The organism is Dactylosporangium thailandense, from assembly GCF_059739745.1.
In genome coordinates, this window is record NZ_AP029195.1 from 4,556,083 (window position 1) to 4,578,115 (window position 22,033).

General features: G+C 71.0%; 23 protein-coding genes and 1 pseudogene. 9 read left to right on the top strand and 15 right to left on the bottom strand.

What is annotated here, in order from left to right; genetic code table 11:
- Positions 1 to 476 precede the first annotated feature (476 nt).
- Positions 477 to 2,063: an alkaline phosphatase D family protein gene (locus tag AC6JBM_RS19580; protein WP_497985029.1), complete on the top strand. Its 1,587-nt coding sequence runs from the start codon at positions 477 to 479 to the stop codon at positions 2,061 to 2,063.
- Between the two features lie 154 nt (positions 2,064 to 2,217).
- Here the strand turns inward: AC6JBM_RS19580 and AC6JBM_RS19585 are convergent, their stop codons facing one another.
- The 5 genes from AC6JBM_RS19585 to AC6JBM_RS19605 form a co-directional block, all read right to left on the bottom strand.
- Entirely contained in the window at positions 2,218 to 3,273 is a 1,056-nt protein-coding gene (locus tag AC6JBM_RS19585; protein ID WP_497985030.1) for a radical SAM protein, read from the bottom strand.
- 4 nt (positions 3,274 to 3,277) lie between these two features.
- Positions 3,278 to 4,507: an MFS transporter gene (locus AC6JBM_RS19590; RefSeq protein ID WP_497985031.1), complete on the bottom strand. Its 1,230-nt coding sequence runs from the start codon at positions 4,505 to 4,507 to the stop codon at positions 3,278 to 3,280.
- A gap of 162 nt (positions 4,508 to 4,669) precedes the next feature.
- On the bottom strand, positions 4,670 to 6,277 hold the full coding sequence (locus AC6JBM_RS19595) for a CotH kinase family protein (RefSeq protein WP_497985032.1): 1,608 nt from the start codon (positions 6,275 to 6,277) through the stop codon (positions 4,670 to 4,672).
- Positions 6,277 to 6,966 (bottom strand): DUF4956 domain-containing protein, encoded by a 690-nt coding sequence (locus AC6JBM_RS19600; RefSeq protein ID WP_497985033.1) that lies wholly within the window; start codon positions 6,964 to 6,966, stop codon positions 6,277 to 6,279. Before AC6JBM_RS19600 ends, AC6JBM_RS19595 begins: the two co-directional genes overlap by 1 nt.
- 5 nt (positions 6,967 to 6,971) lie before the next feature.
- Complete coding sequence (locus tag AC6JBM_RS19605) at positions 6,972 to 7,865, bottom strand: polyphosphate polymerase domain-containing protein (protein ID WP_497985034.1); 894 nt, start codon at positions 7,863 to 7,865, stop codon at positions 6,972 to 6,974.
- Positions 7,866 to 8,150: 285 nt separating this feature from the next.
- Here AC6JBM_RS19605 and AC6JBM_RS19610 point away from each other — a divergent pair, with 285 nt between their 5' ends.
- Positions 8,151 to 9,338 carry a sensor histidine kinase gene (locus tag AC6JBM_RS19610; protein ID WP_497985035.1) on the top strand — a complete coding sequence of 396 codons (1,188 nt, stop codon included), beginning with the start codon at positions 8,151 to 8,153 and terminating at the stop codon, positions 9,336 to 9,338.
- On the top strand, positions 9,335 to 10,015 hold the full coding sequence (locus AC6JBM_RS19615; RefSeq protein WP_497985036.1) for a response regulator: 681 nt from the start codon (positions 9,335 to 9,337) through the stop codon (positions 10,013 to 10,015). The genes AC6JBM_RS19610 and AC6JBM_RS19615 overlap by 4 nt, the downstream gene beginning before the upstream one ends.
- Here AC6JBM_RS19615 and AC6JBM_RS19620 read toward each other — a convergent pair.
- Positions 10,012 to 10,368, bottom strand: a complete 357-nt coding sequence (locus AC6JBM_RS19620; protein WP_497985037.1) for a hypothetical protein — start codon at positions 10,366 to 10,368, stop codon at positions 10,012 to 10,014. The genes AC6JBM_RS19615 and AC6JBM_RS19620 overlap by 4 nt on opposite strands.
- 401 nt (positions 10,369 to 10,769) lie before the next feature.
- The gene (locus AC6JBM_RS19625) at positions 10,770 to 11,702 is read right to left on the bottom strand and encodes a helix-turn-helix domain-containing protein (RefSeq protein ID WP_497985038.1); all 933 of its coding nucleotides are present in this window, start codon (positions 11,700 to 11,702) and stop codon (positions 10,770 to 10,772) included.
- 142 nt (positions 11,703 to 11,844) lie between these two features.
- On the opposite strand from AC6JBM_RS19625, the gene AC6JBM_RS19630 reads away from it, so the two are divergent.
- Together AC6JBM_RS19630 and AC6JBM_RS19635 are read left to right on the top strand one after the other, a co-directional pair.
- On the top strand, positions 11,845 to 12,759 hold the full coding sequence (locus tag AC6JBM_RS19630) for an MBL fold metallo-hydrolase (protein ID WP_497985039.1): 915 nt from the start codon (positions 11,845 to 11,847) through the stop codon (positions 12,757 to 12,759).
- A 44-nt stretch (positions 12,760 to 12,803) separates the two neighbouring features.
- Entirely contained in the window at positions 12,804 to 13,778 is a 975-nt protein-coding gene (locus AC6JBM_RS19635; RefSeq protein ID WP_497985040.1) for an SMP-30/gluconolactonase/LRE family protein, read from the top strand.
- A 79-nt stretch (positions 13,779 to 13,857) separates the two neighbouring features.
- On the opposite strand, the gene AC6JBM_RS19640 is transcribed toward AC6JBM_RS19635, so the two are convergent.
- On the bottom strand, positions 13,858 to 14,778 hold the full coding sequence (locus AC6JBM_RS19640) for an alpha/beta fold hydrolase (protein WP_497985041.1): 921 nt from the start codon (positions 14,776 to 14,778) through the stop codon (positions 13,858 to 13,860).
- A 97-nt stretch (positions 14,779 to 14,875) separates the two neighbouring features.
- Here AC6JBM_RS19640 and AC6JBM_RS19645 point away from each other — a divergent pair, with 97 nt between their 5' ends.
- Positions 14,876 to 15,442 (top strand): TetR/AcrR family transcriptional regulator, encoded by a 567-nt coding sequence (locus AC6JBM_RS19645; protein ID WP_497985042.1) that lies wholly within the window; start codon positions 14,876 to 14,878, stop codon positions 15,440 to 15,442.
- A 325-nt stretch (positions 15,443 to 15,767) separates the two neighbouring features.
- Complete coding sequence (locus tag AC6JBM_RS19650) at positions 15,768 to 16,190, top strand: alpha/beta fold hydrolase (RefSeq protein WP_497985043.1); 423 nt, start codon at positions 15,768 to 15,770, stop codon at positions 16,188 to 16,190.
- Here the strand turns inward: AC6JBM_RS19650 and AC6JBM_RS19655 are convergent.
- From AC6JBM_RS19655 to AC6JBM_RS19675, 5 genes are read right to left on the bottom strand one after another with little or no spacing between them, the layout of a single operon-like run.
- On the bottom strand, positions 16,181 to 16,525 hold the full coding sequence (locus AC6JBM_RS19655) for a hypothetical protein (protein WP_497985044.1): 345 nt from the start codon (positions 16,523 to 16,525) through the stop codon (positions 16,181 to 16,183). The genes AC6JBM_RS19650 and AC6JBM_RS19655 overlap by 10 nt on opposite strands.
- Positions 16,526 to 16,541: 16 nt before the next feature.
- Positions 16,542 to 17,375 carry an enoyl-CoA hydratase/isomerase family protein gene (locus AC6JBM_RS19660; RefSeq protein WP_497985045.1) on the bottom strand — a complete coding sequence of 278 codons (834 nt, stop codon included), beginning with the start codon at positions 17,373 to 17,375 and terminating at the stop codon, positions 16,542 to 16,544.
- Positions 17,372 to 18,304: an NADP-dependent oxidoreductase gene (locus tag AC6JBM_RS19665; protein ID WP_497985046.1), complete on the bottom strand. Its 933-nt coding sequence runs from the start codon at positions 18,302 to 18,304 to the stop codon at positions 17,372 to 17,374. Before AC6JBM_RS19665 ends, AC6JBM_RS19660 begins: the two co-directional genes overlap by 4 nt.
- Positions 18,297 to 18,974 carry an SDR family oxidoreductase gene (locus tag AC6JBM_RS19670; protein ID WP_497985047.1) on the bottom strand — a complete coding sequence of 226 codons (678 nt, stop codon included), beginning with the start codon at positions 18,972 to 18,974 and terminating at the stop codon, positions 18,297 to 18,299. The genes AC6JBM_RS19665 and AC6JBM_RS19670 overlap by 8 nt, the downstream gene beginning before the upstream one ends.
- A 40-nt stretch (positions 18,975 to 19,014) precedes the next feature.
- The gene (locus AC6JBM_RS19675; protein ID WP_497985048.1) at positions 19,015 to 19,407 is read right to left on the bottom strand and encodes a nuclear transport factor 2 family protein; all 393 of its coding nucleotides are present in this window, start codon (positions 19,405 to 19,407) and stop codon (positions 19,015 to 19,017) included.
- Positions 19,408 to 19,525: 118 nt separating this feature from the next.
- Here AC6JBM_RS19675 and AC6JBM_RS19680 point away from each other — a divergent pair, with 118 nt between their 5' ends.
- Positions 19,526 to 20,131 carry a TetR/AcrR family transcriptional regulator gene (locus AC6JBM_RS19680; RefSeq protein ID WP_497985049.1) on the top strand — a complete coding sequence of 202 codons (606 nt, stop codon included), beginning with the start codon at positions 19,526 to 19,528 and terminating at the stop codon, positions 20,129 to 20,131.
- Here the strand turns inward: AC6JBM_RS19680 and AC6JBM_RS19685 are convergent, their stop codons facing one another.
- Positions 20,132 to 20,587, bottom strand: a complete 456-nt coding sequence (locus AC6JBM_RS19685; protein WP_497986492.1) for a histidine kinase — start codon at positions 20,585 to 20,587, stop codon at positions 20,132 to 20,134.
- Positions 20,588 to 20,611: 24 nt separating this feature from the next.
- On the opposite strand from AC6JBM_RS19685, the pseudogene AC6JBM_RS19690 reads away from it, so the two are divergent.
- Positions 20,612 to 20,662, top strand: a pseudogene (locus AC6JBM_RS19690) (hypothetical protein); the annotation flags it as partial.
- A 116-nt stretch (positions 20,663 to 20,778) separates the two neighbouring features.
- Here the strand turns inward: AC6JBM_RS19690 and AC6JBM_RS19695 are convergent.
- Positions 20,779 to 21,933, bottom strand: coding sequence for an MFS transporter (locus tag AC6JBM_RS19695; RefSeq protein ID WP_497985050.1), 1,155 nt, complete (start codon positions 21,931 to 21,933; stop codon positions 20,779 to 20,781).
- Positions 21,934 to 22,033: the final 100 nt, after the last annotated feature.

The window sequence follows — 22,033 nt, forward strand, 5'->3', positions numbered from 1 at the left end:
CCTCACACGCATCAGGATCTTGCTCGATGCCCGCAGTTCACGCGGAGTTGCAACTGCCTTGCTACGACATTGTGGACACCGACGACACGTTCGGCGGGTGGCCGCGGTTCACCGTCCCCGCCGGCCGGGGCCCGCCCCACAAGACAGGCGCACTCCTTGACACGCCAGCGAAACGTTGTTCTAGTAGTGACTAGATCGATCCACTTGATCGACGCCGCCATCGATGGCGTGCCGCACACCCGGGGCCGGAACCAACCACATCCGGTCCTCGTCTGCGCGGCGACCGCAGCGCGCTCGCCGGCCGGACGGCCGGACCGGGCGGTGCCCGCGGCCGGACCGCACCCACACCGACCACCGCCGGTCATCGCGGCGAGTCGCGGCACCCGAGCCGGCAACCCACCTCACCACAAGGCCTCGACCTGCCCGCCGACGGCGCGAACAAGCAACCGCACGAACGAGAACGAGAAGGGATCAGCATGACCGACAGCGACAACACCGCGGCCGAGACGCACCCGAGCGGATTGACGCGGCGGACACTCCTCGCGGCCAGTGCCACGACCGCTCTGGGCATCGCGGTCGCCGCACCCGCCCAGGCGTCCCACCGGCCCGCGCCGAAGCTGCCCGAGGGGGCGTTCGCGCTGGGCGTCGCGTCGGGTGACCCGTTGCCCGAGGCCGTCGTGATCTGGACCCGCCTGGCACCCGAGCCGCTGCGGCTCGACGGCACCGGCGGCATGCCGTCCGAAGCGTTCCCGGTGGAGTGGGAAGTCGCGGAGGACGAACGGTTCCGCAAGATCGTGCACCGCGGGACGCAACTGGCGAGGGCCGAGGACGCGCACTCGGTGCACGTGGACGTGCGTGGCCTGCGCGCTGAGCGGGAGTACTTCTACCGGTTCCGCGCCGGCGGTCAGATCAGCCCCGCCGGGCGCACCCGCACCGCGCCGGTCCCGGGCTCCCGGTCGGCGCGGGTGAGGTTCGCCGTGGCCTGTTGCCAGCGCTTCACGGACGGCTACTACACGGCCTACCAGGACATGCTGCGCTACGAGCCGGACCTGGTGTTCCATCTCGGCGACTACTTCTACGAGAAGGACAACGGACCCGGGCCGGTCGGACGTCAGCATCTGCCCATCGGCGAGTGCATGGCGCTGCCCGACTATCGCGTGCGTATCGCCCAGGTTCGCATGGACCCGGACATGCGGGCCATCCACGCGAGCGCGCCGTTCGTGGTCACGTTCGACGACCACGAGGTCTCGGGCAACTACGCCGGTGACATCCCGGAGACCGGGCAGGGCGCCGACGCGACGGTCGAGGAGTTCCGCCTGCGCAAGGCGGCCGCATACAAGTCCTACTGGGAGCACATGCCCCTACGATCGGCGCAGCGGCCGAACGGGGCCGACATCCAGTTGTACCGCCGGCTGTCCTGGGGGAAACTGGCCACCTTCAACGTCCTGGACACCCGCCAGTACCGAAGCGACCAGGTCACCGACGCCGGTTCGCCCGAGGCGTACGACCCCAGCCGCACAATCCTCGGCTCGCGGCAGGAACGCTGGTTGCTGCAGGATCTGCAGCACTCCAGCACCTCCTGGAACGTTCTGGCGCAGCAGGTGCCGTTCTTCGCCGACCCGGACATCGCCCACCCGGAGGACAAGTGGGACGGCTACCGTGCCGCCCGCGAGAACATCCTGCGGGGCATGGCCTCGAACCCGAAGTGCCACCCGGTGGTGCTTTCCGGCGACATCCACAAGAACAGGGCGGCCGATCTCAAGCGGGACTTCTCCAACCCGGCGTCCGAGACCCTCGGGGTCGAGTTCACGACCACGTCGATCACGTCGTCCGGAACGATCGGTGTGGACGAGACGGTGACCGCCAAGTTCGACCCCGTGCCCGCAACGCCTCACCTGCGGTTCGAGGGCAACGGCCGCGGATACGTCACGGTCGAGCTGACGCCGAACCAGCTGCGCGCCGACTTCCGGGCCGTGAACACGATCCTGTCCACCTCGTCGCCCGCATCGACGGTGGCGTCGTATCTCAGCGATCCGGATCGGCCCGGACTGCGGCGGGCCTGACCCCTCCGACGCGGACGACGACTCGGACTGCGGTGCCGACGCGGCGAGGCGATCTCACGTCCTCGCGCTGACCCGGCGAGTGGGTCGGCCTGCGCCAGGTCCGGGCCCTCGCCGCCGCGCTCGTCGCGGTCCGGGCCGGATGAGCGGGCCGACATCAGAAGAGGGTCGGCTGGCTCGGCCCGGGCTCGGGGCGGCGCTTGCCGAGCAGCGCGAACTTGTCCTCGGTGGTGTCGTCGGGGATCGGCAGGCCGTGGCGGCGCAGGGCCCGGTCCACGCGGGCGCGGACGGCGTCGCGATAGGCGCGCGGGAGACGGGATCCGGAGTCGTACAGCTCCGCGTAGGCGGGCACCTGCTCCGGGTACCACCGCCGAAGCCAGGTGAAGAACAGCTCCTTCACGCCCCGGATGAGATAGAGCGGGGTCGGCAGGATGTGCGCGGCGCCGGCCTCGGCGAGCGCGCCGATCGTGGTGTCGAGCTGCTCCTGGCCGTCGGTGAGGTGCGGCAGGATCGGCGCGAGGAACACGGTCGGCGCGAAGCCGGCGGCGCGCATGGCCCGCAGGGTGTCCAGCCGCGCGGCCGTCGACGGGGCGCCGGGCTCGAGGGTGCGCTGCAGCGTCTCGTCCACGAACGGGATCGACAGGCCCAGCTCGACGTTCACGTGCCGGGCCGCGGCGGCGAGGCGGTCGAGGTCGCGGCGGATCACGGTGCCCTTGGTGAGGATCGAGAACGGCACCCGGGCGCCGGTGAGCGCGTCGATGACCGGGGGCATCAGCGCGTAGCGGCCCTCGGCGCGCTGGTAGGGGTCGGTGTTGGTGCCGAACGCGACCCGGTCGGGCAGGACCCGCTTGGTCGCGAGCTCGCGCCGCAGGACCTCGGCGAGGTTCACCTTGACGACGATCTGGCGGTCGAAGTCGGCGCCGAGGCCGAGGCCGAGGTGTTCGTGGCTGGGGCGGGCGAAGCAGTACGCGCAGGCGTGGGTGCAGCCGCGGTACGGGTTGATCGTCCACTCCCCCGGCAGCATCGCGCTCGTCGCCGGGACGTGGTTGAGGGCGCTCTTGGTCAGCACCTCGTGGAACGTGACGCCCTCGAACTCGGGCGTGCGCACGCTGCGGACGAGGTTGCTCAGGCGGGCGAGGCCGGGCAGGCTCCCGGGCGCGATCGCGTCGACCCGCTGGCCGGCCCAGCGCAGTTCGTGCTCGGCGGTGGTCACGCCGTCAAGCCTGCCACGGGCTGGCGCCGATGTCGGGCGCGTCGGCCGCGGGGGCGACCTCGCGCGGCGCCGGCCGGGCGCTGATCAGCAGCAGGCAGCCCGCGGCGCTGATCAGCGCGCACAGCAGCAGCGCCGCCCGGTATCCGAGCGCCTGTGCGGCCGCGCCCGCGACGATTCCGGAGATCAGCGACGCGGTGATGAACGCGTTGCCGAACAGCGCGGTCGCGCGGCCGGTGGCCTCGGGCATCAGGTCCTGGATGTACGTGATGCCGAGCGCGTTGACCGCGGCGATGGCCACGCCGCGGGCCACCTGGGCGGCGAGCAGCAGCGGCAGGCTGGAGCTGACGGGGACCAGGGCGAAGTACAGCACGAACAGCAGCATGCCCAGCAGGAGTACCCGCTGCTGGCGCACCCGGGCCGGCAGCAGCATCAGGCCCAGCGCCGCCGGGATCTCCACCAGTGCGCACACGCTGGCCAGCAGCCCCACGTCCTGATCGGGCCGGGCCAACGTGCGCGTGATGTACAGCGGCAGCGCGACCGAGCCGGCGCACATCGCGGTGTTGAACAGCGCGAAACTCGCCGCCACCATCAGCACCGGCCGCCGCAACCGCGATGCGGCCCGCGACTGCGGCTCGGTCCGGGATGTGACCGGCGTCGGGCCCAGGAGCAGCAGCGGGGCCGCGGTCACCGCGAACGCCAGGGATGTCAGCTGCAGCAGGCCGCCGTACCCCCGCCACGCCAGCGCCGCCGCCCCGAGGATCGGGCCGACGGCCCAGGCCAGCGAGAACGCAGAGCGCAGCGCCAGGGTCCCGCGGCGCGACGCGTCGCCGGAGGCCCGGTCCAGGTGGGTGCGGGCCAGCGCGAACACCTGCGAGAAGGCGGCCAGGCCGGCGCTGAGCAGTCCCGCGCCGATGAGCAGCAGCAGGACGTACGTGGTGGTCGTGCTCAGCGCGAGGTACCCGGCGGCCGGCGCCAGCACGGCGACCACCGCCGGCCACCGGCCGGCACCGCGGTCGTACCGGCGGCCGAGCCACGACGTCACGAACAGCCCGCTGACGGCGATGACGGAGAGGAACACCCCGACCTGGAGCGGGGACAGGCGCGCCCGGTCGGCGCCGAACAGCACCAGGTACGGCCCGATCATGGAGTCGGCGATGCCCAGCAGCAGGACGCAGAGCAGCAGGTGCGGCAGCTTCGCCTCGACTACGCGCCTCGCGCCGAAGACCATCTGCATCCACATCCCTGGATCGCGACGGCAGCACTACCCGCCGCGGACGCTACCGGCCCGCCGAGGTCCCGTCACCGCATCCCGGCGCCGCGCGATGACCGCGCCGGCAAGTCGGCCGGTCACCGGCTCGCGGCGCGCCCGCGAACGCTGCAAGTTTCTCGGCCGTGGTCAAGGTTGCCGGATGGGGTCGGTGCCCGCGAGGTACTCGGTGCGCTGCCGGATCAGGGTTCGCAGCTCGTCGGCGTCGGCGTCGGTCTTCTGCCGGTCGTAGCCGCCGGCGGTGGCCAGCACCCCGCTGATGGTGTCCACGGCGGCCAGGGCGGCGCCGCTGCCGTACATCTTCTGGTAGAGCTCGCGGTAGGCCTTCTGGTACACCGGCTTGAAGGCGGCGCTGGCCAGGAAGCGCTCCTTGAGCTTGTTGCCGCCGAGTCCGCCGAAGCCGCCGCCGCCCTGGGGCCGCATCCCGGCCGGCGGCTGGAAGCCGTCCGGGGGCTGGAATCCCGCCGGTGGCATGCCGTCGGCGCCTCCGGCGAACATGCCGCCCATGCTGACCGACGCGGCCGGGTCCTGGTCGGCGCGGCCGGAGAACGCGAGGTTGTAGTCCCAGCCGATGACCGTGAACCGCTTGGTCCGCAGGTCGTACCACAGGTAGTAGTTGCGGCCCGGTCCGGCCATGTCGTCGGAGTTGAGCAGCAGGTTCTGCGCCGCGGTGTACCGGGCGAAGGACTCCACGTCGAGGCGCTCGCCGAGCTTCGCGTCGAACTGCTGGTCGTCGGCGGTGTTGACCCAGCGCACGAGGTCGATGACGGGCTGGAGGTCCTGGCTGCCCTTCTTGGTGATCTGCTTGAAGTCGTCGGCGTAGCTGGTCGGGTCGTCGCCCTGGTCGGTGAACTGGCTGGTGGCCAGGCTCTTGTAGAGCACACCGGAGCCGCCGACCGCCTCGGCGAAGTGCTCGTCGGGATGCTCCACGACGAGCCGGGCCGTGGTCGGGCGGCCGTTGACGGTGAAGCTGGTGTACGCGTACCGCTGCGCGGTCTGCCCGGCGCCGGCCAGCAGGCTGAGCGATACCGCCTCGTTGAGCACGGTGGTGCCGCCGCCCATGCCGCCCACGCGCACGGCGATCTCGCGGTGTCCCTGGTAGCGGCGCCCCGACACGAACTCGTCGAACCGGATCAGCCACGGCAGCGTCTCGGGCTCCTCGGCCTTGAGCGCCGCGCCGAAGCCGCCCCGGCCGCCGCCGCCCGGACCGCCGCCGCCCGGGCCGAAGCCGCCCGGACCGCCACCGGCCGGACCGCCACCACCCGGACCGCCGCCGCCCGGGTCGCCGCCGCCCGGTGCCTGGCCGCCCGGTCCACGGCCGCCGGCCCCGAATCCGCCGGGCCGGGATGCTCCGCCGCGCGTCAGCCCGGCCAGCGTGGAGTTGCCCTTGAGCCGGATGCCGACGCCGGCGACGACGGTGCCGTCGATGGTCAGGTCGGCCTCGAGGAACTCCTTCTCGCCCTCGTTCCAGAAGGAGTCGAGCAACCGCTGGTAGTCGGCGTCGCGGAAGGTGATCGTCATGCTGTGGGCCACGGTGGCGTCGAACAGGTCCCGGGTGCCGCGCACGTTCTGGGTGACCTGGTCACCGTTCTCGTCGCTGGTGCTCGTGACCAGCGGCGCCACCCGCACGGTGCTGAGCACCGTGGCGAGGACGGCGACGACCGCGGCGCAGACGGCCAGGAGCTTCCAGTAGTGGCGCACCCGCACCGGGATGCGGTACCGCAGCCGCCGCAGCATCACAGGTCCGTCTGGTCGTAGCCGGTCAGCACCGTCACCCGCTGCCCGCCGGTGCGCTCGCCGAGCGCCGCGATGAGCTGCCCCGGTTCGTGGCCCTTCTTCAGGCGCACGGTGTACATCAGCTCGGTGAGGGCGCCGCCGCGGATCGACTCGATGCTGACCAGCTCGAACTCGCTGGTGTGGGCGATGAGCACGTCCTGGATGGCCTCGGTGGAGGTGCCGCCGGTGCCGAAGTCCGGCGGGATCTGGACCTTGACGATCTGCCGCTGGACGCTGGCGGCGAACCAGCTGAAGCGGTACATCACCAGGATCACGAGGCTGATCGCGACCGCGGCGACGACGGCCAGCGTGTAGAAGCGGGTGCCGGCCGCCATGCCGATGCCCATGACCAGGAAGATGAACCCGACGTCGCGGGTCTCCTTCACGGCATTGCGGAAGCGCACCACCGACAGCGCCCCGACCAGCGCGAACGCGCGGGCGATGTTGGAGCCGACGATGAGCATGATGAGCGCGACGAGCATGCCGAGGATGACGAGGGTCTGCACGTAGGACTGGCTGTAGGACACGTTGCGGTGGGTGAACCGGTAGACCCAGCCGATCATGGCGCTGAGCACGAACGACAGCGACAGGGCGATGGCGATGTCGCCGACGCTGAAGGTGCCGGAAAGGTCCTGAACGTTGAACGGCATCGGGGCTACACCTTCAGGTCGTCGGGGTGTTCGGCGGGGATTTCGTCGGGGATGTGGAAGATGGAGCGGGGGGCTCGTCCGAAGGCCTCGACGGCCTGGCAGTACTTGGAGACCCGCACCACCGACAGGTTCAGCTCGGCGGCGAGGTCGGTGAGCCAGTACGGGACGCGCTCGTCGGCCTTGAACTCGACGACCGACAGCCCGGCCGGCACGACGAGCCGGTTCTCGGCGTCGGCGGCGAAGTGGAAGTCACGGTCGCGGCCGCGGACGCGGTGGTCCATGGTGACGCGCAGCCCCGTGTCGGCGTCGCGGCCGACGAACGCCTCCCGCTGGTAGCCGGTCATCGCCACCGCTCGCAGGTCCAGCCGCGAGAGCAGCTCGAGCACCTCCTCCAGGAAGGCTCGCTGGGCCGGGGCGTGCTCGACCGGCTGCCGCCGGTCGCACAGGTCGCGGGCGAGCCGGTACGGCAGCGCGACCCGCCGCTTCTGGGTGACCCGGTTGACCCGCTGTTTGATCTCGATGTGCACGGGGGTGTCGCCGTCGACGCTGAACCGGTCGCCGTAGTGGCGCACCCGCAGCTTGCGCCGGAATCGCAGCCCCTCGATCTTCTCCCAGTAGAACCGCAGGTCACGACTGTCGTAGTAGACACTCCAGACCCCGTAGGAGCCGTCGGTGCCGTGGCTGTCGTGGTCCAGGCGGGCCGCCAGTTCCCGCCGCAGCCGCGGGATCCGCGAGCTCGGCACCAGATACTTGATCTCGTAGCGGTTGAACGCGTGCAGCCTGGTCGGCGCCCGCAGCGCGTGGCCGTCGTGGTCGTCGTTGCGGTGACCGTCGTCCTGGGCGGCGCGGACGGGAGCGGGTAGCGGTGGCGCGGCACCACGCCGGAACGGCAGTCGCATGGCAGAACCAATCCGCGGGAAACGAAACATGAACGGGAGGTGTACGGTGCAGGCATCACCATCGCCCGCCCGGGCCACCCGCCGCGTCCTCCAGGCGCAGACATCGGCCCGCCACCGCTACTGCATCCGTGGTATTTCCGGGCAGAAGCGGTGCAAGGACGTGAATCGGCCGATTCCGGGAGACGAGGATTGCTACCCTGCTACCGCGTCCGCAGTAAGCCGCGGCGATCCGCTACCACCGGCAGACGACGCCCGGCTCCCGGGCCGACACATACCGTCGAGGCCATGGACTCCACCGTCGTGCAGCGGCAGCTGCGCCGGGCCGCCCTGCGGCATCCGCAGCTGCTCGACCTGCTCCTCGGCGTGCTGCTGGTCGGCCCGCCGCTGGTCGCGACGGCGAGCCACGGCGACCGTCACCTGGCGGGTCCGGTCGCGCCGGCGGGCGTCGCCGCCGCGGTCCTCGCCTGCCTCGCGATCACCTTCCGGCGGGTGTGGCCGATGCCGGTGCTGCTCGCCACCGCCGTCGCCACGCTCGCGTTCACGGTCACGTCCGGACCGCAGCCGCCGGTCCCGATGATCGCCCTGGTGATCGCCGTGTACACCGTGGCGTCGCGCCTCGAGCGCCGGCGGACGTGGCTGATCGCAGCCGCCATCGCCCTGTCGCTCTACCTCGCCACCGTCCTGACCTCGGCGGGCAGCTGGTGGGCGCCGCAGAACATCGGCGTCCTCGCCTGGATCGGCATGGCCACCGCGGTCGGCGACGCCACCGGCAGCCGCCGCGCCTACGTCACCGCCGTCGAGGAGCGCGCCCGCCGGGCCGAGCAGACCCGCGAGGACGAGGCCCGCCGCCGCGTCGTCGAGGAGCGCATGCGGATCGCCCGCGAGCTGCACGACGTGGTCAGCCACCACATCGCCGTCATCAACGTCCAGGCCGGCGCCGCCCGCCACGTCCTGCATCGGCAGCCCGGCGCCGCCGACAGCGCGCTCGAGCACATCCGGCACGCCTCCGACACGGTGATGCGGGAGCTCTCCTCGATCGTCGGCGTGCTGCGCGACCCCGGCGACGCGCCCGGCAGCACCGAGCCGGCCCGCGGCCTCGCCCGGCTGACCGCGCTGCTCGACACCGTCGCCGTCGCCGGCCTGCGCATCGAGCACCGGCAGCACGGCGAGGCCCGGGAACTGCCCGCGGTCGTGGACCTCGCGGCGTACCGGATCCTGCAGGAGGCCCTCACCAACGCCCACAAGCACGGCACCGGCTCGGCGTGCCTCACCGTCACCTACGCTCCCGACAAGGTCGTCCTGGAGGTCGACAACCCGACCGGCCCGGACCGGCCCGGCAGTGGCTACGGGCTGCTCGGCATGCGCGAACGCGCCTCCGCCGCCGGCGGCACGCTCACCGCGCGGCACGAGCCGACCGGCCGGTTCCGGGTGCGTGCCGAACTGCCCGCCGCGAAGACGAGGCCGCAGCCGTGACGATCCGTGTGGTGCTCGCCGACGACCAGGCCCTCATCCGCGGCGGGTTCCGGCTCATCCTCGACGGCGACCCCGGCATCGACGTCGTCGGCGAGGCGACCAACGGCCTCGAGGCCGTCGATCTCGCCCGGAGCACCCGGGCCGACGTGGTGCTCATGGACATCCGCATGCCCGAGATGGACGGGCTCGAGGCCACCCGGCGCATCGCCGGCGACCATCAGCTGTCCGGCGTCCGGATCCTGATCCTCACCACGTTCGAGAACGAGGAGAACGTCGTGCGCGCGCTCCGGCTCGGCGCCAGCGGCTTCCTCGGCAAGAACGTCGAGCCCGACGACCTCGTCCGCGCCGTGCGTACCGTCGCCGCGGGCGAGGCCCTCCTCTCCCCCATCGCCACGCAGTCGCTGATCACACGGTTCCTGCGCCACCCCGACCTTCCGCCGCTGCCACCCGCCGGGCCCATCGACGTGCTCACCGACCGCGAACGCGAGGTGCTGGTGCTCGTGGCGCACGGGCTGTCGAACGACGAGATCGCCGACCGGCTCTACCTCTCCCCGCTGACGGCGAAGACCCACGTCAACCGGGCGATGGCCAAGCTCGACGTGCGCGACCGCGCCCAGCTCGTCGTGCTCGCCTATCAGAGCGGTCTCGTCCGCCCCGGTGACGCGCCACCGGCCTAGCCGCGACCACCGGGGTCCGGCCGCACCTCCGCGTCGTTGGCGCGCTGGTCGGTCTCCCGGTCACGCTCGTTCGCGTCCCGTTCCCGCAGGTCGGCCAGGGCGGCTCGCCGGTCGGCCCGCCGCTCCCGCTCGTCGAGGTGCCGGTCGCGTTCGTCGGCCAGGGCGCCCCGCCGTTCCAGCTCGCCCTCGTGGACCGCGGCCTGGGTGTGCCGGCCTTCGAGCTCGATGTCGCGCTGGTCCGCGGCGGCGTCACGCTCGTCGGCGCGCGCCTCGCGTTCGTCGGCGACTCGCTCCCGCGCCGTGACGAGGTCCTCGCGGCGGGTCAGATCAGCGTCCTTTTCGCCCGGTTCCACAACCTAGCAGTCTAGGCTCCCCCGGCGGCCGTGACCATCACCGGACGGCCGCGAGGATCAGCAGCCCAGCTGCAGGCGCGCCTTGAACCGCAGCGTGCCCGCGGGCACGTCCTCGTCACACCGAACAGTGCCCACCTCGATACTGTCGAAGGTCGTGAACGCCTGCGTGCCGAGACGGTGATCTCGTACCAGATCTGGTCCACCGTGCTCGCACTGCACCAGTCACGGGGCGGCAGAACCAGGCCGGCCCGGGCCGGGGTCGCGACCGTCATCGCCGCGATCAAGGACGCGGCCGCCGCGACGGCGGTGCTCCGGGTTGATGCCCCACGCGTCCGAGCCCGAGCCGGTCGGGCCGGCGGCCATGTGTGTTCCAAGCCGTGCCAACGTTCCAGCGATCCGAGTCAGCGGCCCAGCGCGCGCAGTTCGGCGGCTGACGGTGACCGTGTTGCCGTCGAGGTCGCGGAGGTCGGCGCGCCCGGCTCGGTCGATACCAGGTGCGCGAGCAGTGTCAGGCTCACGGCGGCGTCGCTGCCGGTCGGCGCGGTCGCCACGATGAGTCGCTGGCTCGGCGCGAGCGGGACGGGCAGGGACTGCTGGGTGACGGTCAGCGGGCCGACGTGCGGGTGGCGCATGGTGTAGCTGGCGATGTCGCAGTCGCGGACCCGGTGGTCCGCCCACAGCTGGGCGAACTCGGCACTTTCGATGGACAGTGCGCCGACGAGCTCGTGCAGGGCCGGGTCGTGGGGATCGCTGCCCACGAGCAGGCGAAGGTTGCCGACGACCGCCCGGGCCTTGGCAGGCCAGTCGGCGTACAGGTCGCGCATCAACGGGTCGAGGAACACGAGCCGGGTCATGTTGGGGCGGGTGTCGGCTCGGTCGGGGGCCTCGACGGGTAGGTGACCGGCGAAAAGCGCGTGGCCGCACGGGTTCCAGGCCAGCACGTCGTTGCGGCGGCCCAGGACGAGGGCGGGCGCGCTGCCCATGGCGGCGAGCAGGTGTAGCGTCTCGGGCGCGATCCGCTCCGGCGCGGTGCGGCCGCGCGGCGCCTCGCGCCGGGGCGGCCGGCCGAGCGTGTGCAGGTGCCGCCGCTCCACGTCGGTGAACCGCAGCGCGCGGGCAATCGCGTCCAGGACCTCGGGCGAGGCGTTGAGGGACTGCCCCTGTTCCAGGCGGGAGTAGTACGAGAATCCGACGCCGGCCAGCTGGGCGACCTCCTCGCGCCGCAAGCCGGGCACCCGGCGGCGCTCACCGTAGGTGGGCAGCCCGACATCCGCGGGCTGGACCTGTGCTCGCCGGCTGGCCAGGAAGGCACCGAGAGGTCCTGGATCACGCACGTCCCGAGTGTGGCGCACCGTGCCGCCGGCAGCCAACCCCGGCCAGGGATAGCCACGGCGGGGCGTGGCCGCGACCGGGCGGTCCGGGCAGCCTCGGTACCGCCGCCGCGCACCGCGGCGACCGCATTGGAGGCAGTGAGAGATGGACGAATTGCAGCTCGGCGAGGCGCGGGTGGCCCGGCTGGTCGAGTTCTCCGCGCCGGTCGGCTTGAGTACCGCGGAGTTCTTCCCCGGCTCGGACCCGGCGGTGTGGCAGGAGGCGAGTGACTGGCTGACACCGGAGTTCGTGGGGCCGGACGGGCAGGTCCGGACCGCGGTGCAGACGTGGGTGGTGCGCAGCGAGGGCAGGGTCGTGCTCATCGACACCGGGCTGGGCAATGACAAGGAGCGCCCGTACGTGCCGGTCTGGTCGCGCCACCACACCGACTACCTCGGCGGGCTCGCCGCGCTGGGCATCGCGCCGCAGGACGTCGACGTGGTCGTCAACACGCACCTGCACCTCGACCACGTCGGCTGGAACACCCGCCTGGACGGCCGAGCCTGGGTGCCGACGTTCCCCAACGCCACCTATCTGGTGCACCGCACCGAACACGACTTCTGGGACCCGCAGGGTCCCCACACGCCCGGCTTCGGCCGCGGCAACCAGAACGCCTTCGAGGACAGCGTGGCGCCGCTGGCCGCCGCCGGACAGCTGCGGCTCTGGGAGGGCGACAGCCACCGCATCGACGACTCGCTCACCCTGCACCTCGCCGCGGGGCATACCCCCGGCTCCGCCGTGGTGGCCCTGCACAGCGGGGACGAGTCCGCCCTCTTCGCCGGTGACCTGCTGCACAGCCCGCTGCAGGTCGCCCAGCCACACGTCGCCAGCTGCTTCTGCGAGGACCCGGCGCGAGCCGCCGTCAGCCGTGAACGCCTGCTCGCCGACGCGGCCGAGCGCCGGTCCCTGATCCTGCCGGCCCATTTCCGCGGCTCCGGCGCGGCCCGAATCACCCGCCGCGACGGCCGTCCGGCCATCGACCGGTGGGAGCCCGTCCTCACGAGCACCGTCGCGCCATGAACGCGGCGCACCGCAATACACCGACTGCCGAAAGGATCTCACGCATGCGCAGAATCGTCCGTATCACGTCAGCCGTGCTCGCCGCCGCGGTGACGTTCACGGGCAGCTCCGTCGGATCGGGTGCGGCCGTGTACGCCGCCGGGCCGCCGCTGTCCGCCCCGGCGATCAGCGTGCACTTCGACCTCACGCAAGGCCAACTGCCAGAGAACATCATCGCCGAGGCCGGAGGCGACGTCGTGGTGACCTTCGCCGCCAGCCGGCAGGTCGCCCGCATCGACACCGCCGGCCGCATTCGCGTGCTGGCCACGCTGCCCGCCCCGAGCGCGGCCGAGGGCCTGAGTACTCCGGTCCTGCACTTCCCACTCGCCACCGGGCTCGCCCGCGCGGACTCTGGGATCCTGTATGCCCTGTACGCCGCGGGCAGCCCCACGCTGAGCGGCCTCTGGCGCATCGAGCCCGGCCGCACTCCGCACCGGATCGCCGCCCTGCCCGCCGCGAGCCTGCCCAACGGGCTGGCACTCAACGCGGGCGGCACCAAGGCATACGCCGCTGACAGTGCGCTCGGCGTCGTGTACGAGATCCGGCTTTCCGACGGCGCCGTCCGCACCTGGGCCACCGGAGCCGACCTGCAGGCAGACGGCTTCCTCGGCGCGAACGGGGTCAAGGTTCACGGCCGCTCGGTCTGGGTCAGCAACCTCGACCGCGGCACCCTGCTACGCATCCCGATGAGGCCCGACGGCAGCGCGGGCCGCACAGCCGTCGCGGCAACCGGACTCGAGGGCATCGACGACTTCGCGTTCATCGGCCCGGGCGACACGGTGCTCGCCGCCCTGAATCAGCCGAACACCGTCGTGCTGGTGGCGCCGGGCCGGGCGCCGAGCGTCGTGCTGTCCGCTGTGGATGGTCTTCAGGGTCCGACCGCGGTTGCGGTGCACGGCCGGCGGATCTGGGTGCCGAGTGCCGCATACAACTCCCAGACCGACCCGAACCTGCTCACCGCCCGGCTCGAGCTGCACTGAGCCACAGCTGGACGGCCATGGCAGCCCGCGGCTGCCATGGCCGTCCAGGCGAGGTCCGATCGGCACCCACCGCGGTGTGTCAGCTGTGCGGCACGCCTGCTGCCGCCTCGCCGCGCAGGAAGTCCCGCAGGATCTCGGCGAACCGCGCCGGCTGCTCCTCGGCGGGGTAATGCCCGCAGGCGTCGAGGACGACCCCCGTGACGTCGTCGGCCGCCAGCCGCATCGTCTGGACGGCAGACGCGCCGCTCCACAGCGCACCGCCGACGGCGAGCACCGGCTGGGTCAACCGGGTCTTGCTGCGCTGCTCGTTCTGCGCGATCGTCTCGTCCAGGGCCCGGTAGTACGCGAAGGTAGAGCGCAGCGCGCCAGGATCCGTGGTGATCGCGTCGAGGTAGACGTCGACGGCGTACGCGGGGATCGTGGTCGGGGTGGCGGCCTTGGTGGCGAACTGCCAGCCGAAGAAGAGCCGTTCCCGCCCCCGGACCAGTTCCTCGTTGAGGCCGGTGAGCCGGTTGAAGCCGAACTGCCAGAGTTTCTGGTTGAGCGCGGACGGGCTGAAAACCGGCGGGGACGGGGTGAGACCGGGGATCATCGCTTCCACGACGGCGAGCCGGCCCACCCGTTCGGGATGATCGGCAGCCAGCGCGTATGCGGTCCACGTGCCGATGTCGTGGCCGACCGTGTCGAACCGGTCGTGCCCGAGCACGGTCATCAGCGCGGCCAGATCGGCGGCCAGCGTGCCGGCGTCGTACCCGTGGTCGGGCTTGTCGGAGAGCCCGGCCCCGCGCGAGTCGACGGCCACGACGGTGTGTTCGCGGGCGAGCGCGGGCATCACCTCCCGCCAGGCGTACCAGGTCTGCGGCCACCCGCCGACCAGGAGCAGCGGCGGGCCGTCCCCGCCGGTGACCGCGTGCAGCCGCAGCCCGTTGACGTCCACGAGCCGGCTGGTGAAGACGTCGGTGAACCCGTCGGGCAACCGCAGCGACCGCAACGCCGTCATGCGCCCATCACCATCCTGGAACGATCGGTACAAGTTCTCATGCCGACGACCGTACACGTCTTGGAACGATCGTTACAAGACGTGTAGGCTGGCTACCATGGCGGGCCGCAAGCAATTCGACGTCGACGAGGTTCTACGACGCGCAATGCACGTCTTCTGGCGCTGGGGGTATTCGGATGCCTCGATCGAACGCCTGACCGAGGGCACGGGCCTGGGCCGGGGGTCGCTCTACGGCACCTTCGGCGACAAGAGTGCCCTCTTCCGCAAGAGCCTCCTGCGGTACGCGGAGACCTACCACCCGCTGTACGAGCAGGCCCTGTCCGGCCCCCACCCGAACCCGAGCGCGGCTGTAGCCGCCTTCCTGCAGGTCACCATGAACCGGATTGCCGATCCAACGGTTCCGGATGGCTGCCTGCTGACGATATCGGTCACGCAGCTGCCGGCACTCGACACGGAGAGCCAGGCGATGGTCCGTGCGATGGTGAACGGGTTGCGAGCAATGCTGGAGCAGGCGTTGCTGGCCGCGGGGGCCGGTCAGCGGGAGGCGGCAGAGCTGGCGCTGCGCACACTGGCGACGAACAAATCGCTAGCGGTGCTGAGCCGCGGCGGCTTCTCGGGCGAGGACCTGGCAACCGTCGCCGCGGCCGCCGCCCGTACGGCGTAGTACCAACAGGGTGCACCCGCGCCGGTCACACGGGCCAGGGCGGAGGCCGCGGTCGAGGAACTCGGCCAGCGCGTCGACGCCGACCGCGGCCGCGGCGAGCGGCAGAGGGTGCGACCAGCACCCGCGCCACGTCGGCGACCCGCCGGCCCGGCCGCGGGCAGCGGACAAAGAGCAGCGTCTCGTAGCGGGCAAACGTTTGGCATCCGCGCGCGACCAGGGGCTCACGTCGGCCAGGCATGGCCGCACGCCCCCACAACGGCCATCAATGGGCACAGCGGGTGGCGATTCCCCGGGGATTGCGGAGCTGTTCTCTGGCAGGCCGTGAATGCGTCATGCTCGACTGGGCGGTCTCGCTGATGACCGTGGTGACGGGGCCGTCACCGAGACCGACCTCGACGAGTTCACCCGCACCTACGCGCGTCCCCGCGGTTGGCGGAGCACCGAGGGGCTCTACCGCTCCGCCCTGGCGGACTGTGCGCACATCCGGGCGCTCGCCGAGTCGCGGCCGCTGAGCGTCCCGGTGCTCGCTGTCGATGGCATCAATGCCCCCTTCACCGAGCACACGATGCGTCAGGTGGCCCGCGACGTCACCGCGATCACGATCCCCGACGTCGGGCACTTCGTCGCCCAGGAGGCCCGCGAACGTTCGCCGCGACGGTGCTCGACTTCGTCGGCGGCGTGGACCGGAGGCGCTGAGGCCGGCGGCGCAGGAGGCGTCCTTTGCCGCCGATCGGCCCGTCAGCTGTAGGCGAACAGGTCCCGGCGGATGCCTGTCGCCCGGAACAGGTAATCGCGCGAGTTTTCCAGCTCGCGGCGCAGGCTGTCGAGGTCGGCGTCGGGCAGCTTGCCGCGCCGTTTGCGGACCTTGCCGGCGACGATGACGGTCTCGACGTTCGTGCGGTCCATGAGCGACACCACGGCCCCGGACGCGCTGTTGAGCGGGGTGCCATTCGGGGCGGTGGCATCCAGCAGGACGTTGTCGGCTTCCTTGTCGGGGTGAGGGATCCGGTGCGGCGCTCGAGGCCCGGCGCAAGTTTTCGCGGCCCGCATTGCACGGCCACACCGGGTGTAGCCGTCGCTCACCGAATCAGTGGCGCGGTCACTCCTGTGCGGCTCGTTGTGCGGCGGCGCCGATGACGTCGCCGAGGTCATATTCGATGAGCAGTTGCTGCTCCGGCGGCGGCGTTGGGGCCTCAGCCCGAGCGCGGTATCCGGGTTGGCGGGTGCTGTCCTCGAACTCGCGGTAGGCGGCTACGAGGTCAGCCTCTGGCGGCAGGGAGGCGCGGTTGATCATGGTCTTGGCCTGGGCGAGAGCGTGCGCGTCGAACGAGGCGATCCGTCCGGCGATGCTGTTCACGAACGCGTCGAGGTCGTCGTCGGCGAGGGTCCTGGTCACCCAGCCCCACCGTTCAGCGGTGTCGGCGTCGTAGTCCTTACTGGTGAGGATCGCCTCGAGGGCGCGGTCGCGTCCGATGGTCCTGGGTAGCCGCTCGGTGCCGCCGCCTCCGGGGACGATGCCGACCCCGACTTCGGGTTGTCCGAACTTGGCTTTCTCGCGGCTGGCGTATCTGAGGTCCAGGGCGAGGGCGAGCTCGTTGCCTCCGCCGCGGGTCCGTCCGCGGATCAAGCCGACCGTGATGAACGGTGCGTTCGCCAGCTTCACGACGATGTCGGTCCACGGGTTGCGAGCGGTGGCCAGATCGGTGGTGGGGAAGTCGGCGAGGTGTGCCAGGTCGAAGTGGTTGTAGAAGAAGTCGGGGACGGCGCTGTCGAGGATGACGACCTTCAGGTCGGTGTCGTCGAGCAGGCGCTCGACGACCTGGCCGAGGGAGCGGACTGTGTCGCCGACGACCAGGTTCACGGGCGGGTTGTTGTAGGTGAGGCGAGCGATGTGCTTCGAGGGGTGCTGAAGTTGGAGGTACGGAATGTTCACGGGACCAGCACGACCTTTCCGTGTCGATGGGGTTCAGAGTGGGCGTGGGCGGCGTCGGCGAGCGGATGGGTGGCGGCGACGGTCGGCCGCAGGTGGCCGGCATCCACCAGGGAGACGAGCTCGTGCAGGCCGACCTGGTCTGCTTCCACGAAGAGCCCGCTGAGGCGCACGCCAGCCTCGGCGGCCGTCGGGGTGGCCTCCGGCAGGCTCTGAGGCAGGGTGGTGACGACCCTGCCCCCGGGCTTGACGCAACCGATCGCGCGGCGTAGCACGTCGCCGCCGAGCACGTCGAGCACGATGTCGAGGTCGCGAACAGTCTCGGTGAAGTCGGTGGTGACGTAGTCGACGACGACGTCGGCGCCCAGGCGCTTGAGGTATGAAGCGTCGTCGGCCTTCGCGAGAGCGGTGACGTGCGCGCCGCGGGCGTGCGCTATCTGGACGGCGAGGTGGCCGACGCCGCCGGCGGCGCCGGTGATGAAGACTCTGCTTCCGGCAGTCGCCTTCGCGGTATCGACCAGTGCTTGCCAGGCGGTCAGCCCGGCGAGCGGCAGTGCTGCCGCCTCCTCGTGGCTCAGGCGCGACGGCTTGGGTACAAGCGCGCGGGTCGGCGCCAGGACGTACTCGGCGTAGGCCCCGGCTCCGTTAGGGAACGGAAGGAGTCCGAACACCTCGTCGCCGGGTCGGTAGAGCGTCACGCCGGCGCCGACGCTGTGGACCACGCCTGAGACGTCAAAGCCGAGGATGAACGGCGGTGGGCCTGCGAAGAGCCCGAACTGGCGGTTCATCGCGTCGACCGGGTTCACGCCTGCGGCGCTCACCTTGACGAGGACTTCGCCGATCGACGGGGTGGGGCGAGGCACGTCGGCGACGTGGAGGACCTCGGGCCCGCCGAGGACGTCCTGGATGACGGCCTTCATCTGGTCAGTCATGGCGGACGCCTCCGAGTGCCGGATACATGCTCTCGATGGGCTCGGACAGGGCAGCCTTGACCCGGCGGCTCAGGTCGTCGACGAGGATCTCGTAGGCGTCGGACTCGAGCCCGTCGTACGCCGCGCGCACGACGTCCTCGGGGTCGAGCTTGTGGCCGGGCGCTCCGGTCGCCATCTGTGTGTCCGCGTAGCCGAGGTGGAGAGATGCGACATGGATTCCCTCGGGGGCGAGGGTCAGTCGCTGGGTATTGGTCGCCGACCACAACGCAGCCTTCGTCGCGCTGTAAGCGTCGCCGTGACCCAGCCAGCTGAGCACGGACAGCACGTTGAGAACGGTGCCGCCGGAGGTCGCGAGCTTCCCGCGCCAGGCGTTGGTGACCTGAAGGGCGCCCCAGAAATTCGTCTCGAACAGCTCCCGTGCTGCCGCGAGATCGCCCAGCAGGCTCGACCCGTTGAGGGCACCGGCATTGTTGACGAGCACCGTCACGTCGGGTGCAGCTGCTGCCGCATCCTTGACCGAGGACGAAGAGGTGATGTCGAGGACCAGTGGGACGATCCGCTCGTCCGACCAGTCGCGTGGCGTCCGGGCGGTGGCGTACACCTTGGTCGCGCCACGGGATATGGCCTGAGTGACGAAGGACGTGCCGAGGCCACCGTTGGCGCCGGTCACGAGAACGACCGAACCTGCGAGTGAGGGCATGGCCGGGCCCTCAGAACATTCCGTTGGAGTTGCGGGACTCTGCCGGCACTGGCTGGATGGCGTCCCAGTGCTCGACAATCCTTCCGGCACGGTCCAGGCGCCAGAAGTCCATGACCGCCAAGGTGGCCGTGGAGTAGTCGAAGCGACTGTGGGTCGCGACGAGGTCGCCGTCGGCGACGATACGGACCAGCTCGGCCTTGAAGTCGGGATCGCGTTGGGTCAGCGCGCCGACGAACTCGAGCAGACCCTGCTCGCCGTCGATTGCGTTCGGATTGTGCTGCACGTAGTGCTCGCCGAGGTAGGCGCGGGCCGCGCCGGCCGGATCTCTGTCCTGGAAGACCTGCTTCCAGAACCGCTCGACGGTGTCTTTGTGGGGCATGACATCCTTTCTGAGTGCGCTCAATAATGACTGTACTCAGTTACGCCAGCGGTGCAACCCTAGTCCGGCGTCGTCGACAGGCGGATAGTTTGGGTGAGCGATCGATCAAGGGTTGGCGGTGCGACGAGGGGGTTAGCGGAACGTGGCCGAGGACGTCAGCAGGCGCGAGCGCAACAAGCAAGAGAAGCTCCGGCGCATCACGCAAGCGGCCCAGGAGCTTTTCGCCGAACGTGGCGAGCATGAGATCACCACGCAGCAGATCGCGGACCGTGCCGATGTGGCAACCGGCACCCTTTTCCTCTACGCGCGCAACAAGGGTGAGCTGCTGCTGCTGGCGCAGAACGCGAGCTACGCACGGGCGCTGGAACTCGGTACGACGGCCGCTGGGGCCTCCGAGGATGCTTGCGCTGCGGTGATGGCGATCGTCGAGGAGATCGTCGCGTGCAACCGTGAGCACGCAGCCAACGGACGGAGCTATCTACGCGAAATGATGTTCGGTGACCCGACCGAGCCGCACCACGCCGAGGCGTTGCGGCTCAGCCGCAGCACCGAACTGGCCATCGTCTCCTGCTTGTCCGGGCGCGGCCGGCTGGACGCGGCCCGAGCCGCTGCCGTGGCGCGCATCATCACCGCCATCATGTTCCTGGCCATGGCGTCGCCGCTCGCGACGAACGCGTCAGCAGAGCGGATCACCGAGGACATCAGGCGACAGGTATCGATGCTAATGACCGCGCAAACGGCGGACTGATCAGAGGCGACAGCCTCTTCGGCTGGGCCGGTCACGGCATGGGCGGAGTCGTTTCGGCATCGTGTGCCAGGCCCAGCTGATGCACCAGCTCGACGGGGGTCGGGCTACGGCGGGGAGGGCTTTGATGGCCGGGCCGAGGCCACCCTTGGACAGGATCGCCGGGTGGATGCCCCGCGAGATCTCCTGCAGGTCCTGGGAGACGCCGGTCAGGTGGTTCACCGCCTGTGACAGCTGGTGGCGGATCGGGTCGAGGCCAGGGAGAAGCGACGCTTCGACCATGCACAGCTGGAGTCCGAGTGCGATGAGCTGTTGCTGCGCGCCGTCGTGCAGATCGCGTTCGATGCGGCGGCGGGCCTCGTCGTCGGCGTGGCTCCCGCCCTGCCGGGAGCCACGCCGAACGCGGGGCGCTCGGCCGCGCCGGACGCCAGAGCGGTACTCACCGCTCAGGAGCTGCAAATCGCCCGGTTGGCCGCCTCCGGCATGACCAACCGTGAGATCGCCGACCGGATTCATCTGTCGCACCGCACGGTCGGGATCTATCTGTACAAGATCTTCCCGAAGCTGGGCATCAGCAACAGAACGCAGCTCGCACCGCGTTGGAGCCGCTTGCCCGACCATGAGGCCCGTCACTCGGGCGCTTCGGTCGGTCACCTGCTGGACGGATCGGCTGGGAGATGTCGAACCGCCAGGAGCCACCATGCGCCTGAGATGATGACGGTTGCCGCGACGAGCAGCATTCCACCGGCCTCGCTGAGGCCGCCGGCATCGGTGAGGGCGCCGATGACGATGGGGCCGAGAACGAAGCCGGCGTCTCCGACGGTGCGCTGCAGTCCGGTCGCCGAGCCCAGCGCGGGTGCCGGGACAGTCTCCACCATGGCCGTTGACAGGGCCGGCCCAATGAAGGCGCCGGCGAGGCCGAGCACGGTGATTCCGGTCCAGAACGCTGTTGGGCTCGTACCGAGCGCTACGAGTACCAACGCCGCGGCCTGTGCCGCGGCGGCCACCAGGGGCGGGACTCGCCAGCCGAGACTGTCGATGGCGCGTCCGGCCGCGGGCAGCATGACCAGGTTGGCGATCGACGTCACCGTCACGGCGAATCCGACGAGACTCAACGTCATGGCGAACCGGTGGGCGGCGACGAGTGGAACCAGTTGCCACAACGCGGCGGTGCGCACGAAGCCGAGGCTGAACGACATCGCCAGGTTCGCGACGTATTGCGGGTGCCGCAGTACGCCCGAGGAGCCCGTGTGTGATGTCTCGACGAGTTCGTCCCCGGGCGGATCCCCGTCGATAAACATCGCGGCCACGACCAGTGCGAGGAGCGCGGCCCCCGCGTAGGCCCAGAACGGCGCGGATAGGCCCCAGGCGTTGGCGAGTATCCCGCCGATCGTGGGACCGACCCCGGCGCCGAAGAACACCGCCGTCTGGTAGCGGGCGAGCATCCGACCGCGGCGCCCTGCTTCGGTGCGCAGCGCGACGACGACCCCCACGGTGGTGAGGAATATGCCCGACCCGGCCCCTTGGACGCCGCGGAGGATGAGCAGCAGCACGAGATCGTGTTCGGCCAAGGCCGCTCCCGCTGCCCCGAGCAGCAAGAGCGCACTTCCGGCAACCAGCAGCCTGCGTGAGCCGAGCCGGTGGTACAGCACGCCCGCGGGGAAGTTCGCGGCGAGCCGGACGACCCCGAACACCGTCACGAGCATGCCGACGAGCGTCGATGATGCCGAGAGTTTCTCGCCGTAGGTGGGCAATGCGGGCACAACGAGGCCGTTGCCCGCCATCACCACCGCCACGAGCACCATCAGCAGTGCCGTCGATGATCTGAGCGACCCGAATCGTCGCATCGATGAGCCTGGTGCCGGATTTGCCCCTGCGCCTATTTCTGATGCGGATGGAATATTT